Raw genomic sequence first — 1,921 nt, 5'->3', positions numbered from 1 at the left:
CATTGTCCCCAAAGGATAAACACTAGATCCCCCTTGTCTTGCCTGACCGTCTTCCATTATAGTTCCGCCACCCACTGAAAAAACCAGCCACTCTTTTATTATATTCCCGTCAGAATCCAAAGCAAAAAACTTCATTCCGTTTGTATGGTATTCATAGTTTACTTCTGGCTTCCATAAAATTTCTGTTTCCTTAGGTTTCAATGTCTCTATAATTATCCAGTCTGTAAGATGTCCCTTTCCTGTTGCCGCCAGAGACCCGTAAAGCTCTACTTTAAAAGCAGCTGCATCTGGATTGTCAGCTTTAAATTTTTTTGCAGCTCTTTCTGGTCCCATGGTATGTGAACTTGAGGGTCCGTTTCCGATTTTAAAAAGCTCTCTTAAAGAATCCATATTTTTCTCCCTTTTTCAGATAAATATAAAAACTATTTTTTCAATATAATTTATTTTTTTTCATTTTTTTATATTTTAGTTGCTTTATAATAACATTTTTCATTTTTTTTGTCTATTTTTTTAGTTTTTTGAAATTTTAAAAATATTAAAAATTAATTTTCTCTGAAAACATCTATTTTCAACCTGTTTTTAATGTTATACGGACTCTCTAATATAGATTTTATATCAAAAAAAGCACTTCCCTCTATACCTAGACTCCTGTTATAGTAGATCTGATTTATAAGCTCGTCTGGATTTTCCCAGTTCTCCTTACCTACCTTATAAGCTCCCTGTCCTATATAAAGTTTTACTTTTTTACCGGAAGTCTCCTTGACCCACCAGTCCACCAGTTTTTCATAAGGAGCAGGAGCAAATCCGAAGTTCCAGTATACCTGAGGTATCACATAATCTATCCATCCCATGTCTATCCACTTCAGCACATCAGCATAGAGGTTGTCATAACTTGTCTGAAAAGCCGCTGTATCAGAACCTCTTGTATCATCTTTGTTGTTTCTCCATACTCCGAAGGGACTTATTCCAAACTTTACATTTTTGTCTCTTTTTACGATCTCCGTGTGAAGCTCCTCTATAAGTTTATTTACATTTTCTCTTCTCCATTCCTCTATTTTAGAAAAGTCTCCTCCATAAGCTTTATAGCTTTCCTCGTCAGGAAAATCAACCCCTTCAATTGTATACGGATAAAAATAATCGTCTATATGTATGGCATCTATATCATAGTTATCCACCACTTCAAGGACTACTTCTATGAGGTGTTCTCTCACCTTTGGAATCCCCGGATCAAAGTAATATCTTTTTCCGTATTTGACCACAGTCTCAGGGTTTTTAACGGCGAAATTATCAGGACTTAGGCTTTTAAATTCCTCATCATTGAGTGCAACTCTATAGGGGTTAAACCATGCGTGAAACTCTATTCCCATCTTATGGCTCTCTTCCACCATGAATTTAAGAGGGTCATACCCTGGATATTTTCCCTGGGTTCCTGTTAGATATCTGGACCATGGAGCCTTTTTAGAGCTGTATATTGCATCTCCAGAAGGTCTTATCTGCATAATTACAGCATTCATATTCATTATCTTTATTTCTTTCAGTATTTCTTTAAAGTCTCCTCTTTGTTCTCTTGGAGAAATATCCGTTTTCTTGGGCCAGTTCAGATTTGCCACTGTCGCCACCCATACCCCTCTAAACTCATTTTTCTCTGAATTTTTTTTATAAAAATTTAATCCACCATAGTTGATCTCAGCTTCCTGACCAAAGGAAGTGAAGGTAAAAAATATGTACATAAACAATAATAAAAAAGTTTTTTTCATTATAACCTCCTAATACTACAATTGTGACTCTGAAAACAAAAAATTTCAATATCTATTTTTTAATATCCAAAATTAAAGCATTTATACGAACTCTGTTACTTTTCTCTTGACAGAAAAGCACCCCAGGGGCATTTCTTCCCTTCGGTCAAGGCATAACCAAAAGT

Annotated in this window: 2 protein-coding genes; both read right to left on the bottom strand. The window is 35.3% G+C overall.

What is annotated here, in order from left to right:
* A partial coding sequence (locus ABZA26_RS14015) for a serine dehydratase beta chain (protein WP_372715112.1) occupies positions 1–390 on the bottom strand: 390 nt, incomplete at its 3' end.
* Between the two features lie 152 nt (positions 391–542).
* Positions 543–1,757: a glycoside hydrolase family 10 protein gene (locus ABZA26_RS14010; protein ID WP_372715111.1), complete on the bottom strand. Its 1,215-nt coding sequence runs from the start codon at positions 1,755–1,757 to the stop codon at positions 543–545.
* Between the last annotated feature and the right edge of the window lie 164 nt (positions 1,758–1,921).

Origin of the sequence: Ilyobacter sp. (assembly GCF_041583315.1) — a bacterium.
In the GTDB taxonomy this organism is placed as follows: Bacteria; Fusobacteriota; Fusobacteriia; order Fusobacteriales; family Fusobacteriaceae; genus Ilyobacter.
Note: the sequence above shows the minus strand (reverse complement) of the source record. Positions and strands in the feature narration are given on the sequence as shown.

Bases quoted from the DNA above. Each gene is read 5' to 3' on its own strand.
- ABZA26_RS14010 (WP_372715111.1), bottom strand. From the start codon at position 1,757: ATGAAAAAAACTTTTTTATTATTGTTTATGTACATATTTTTTACCTTC.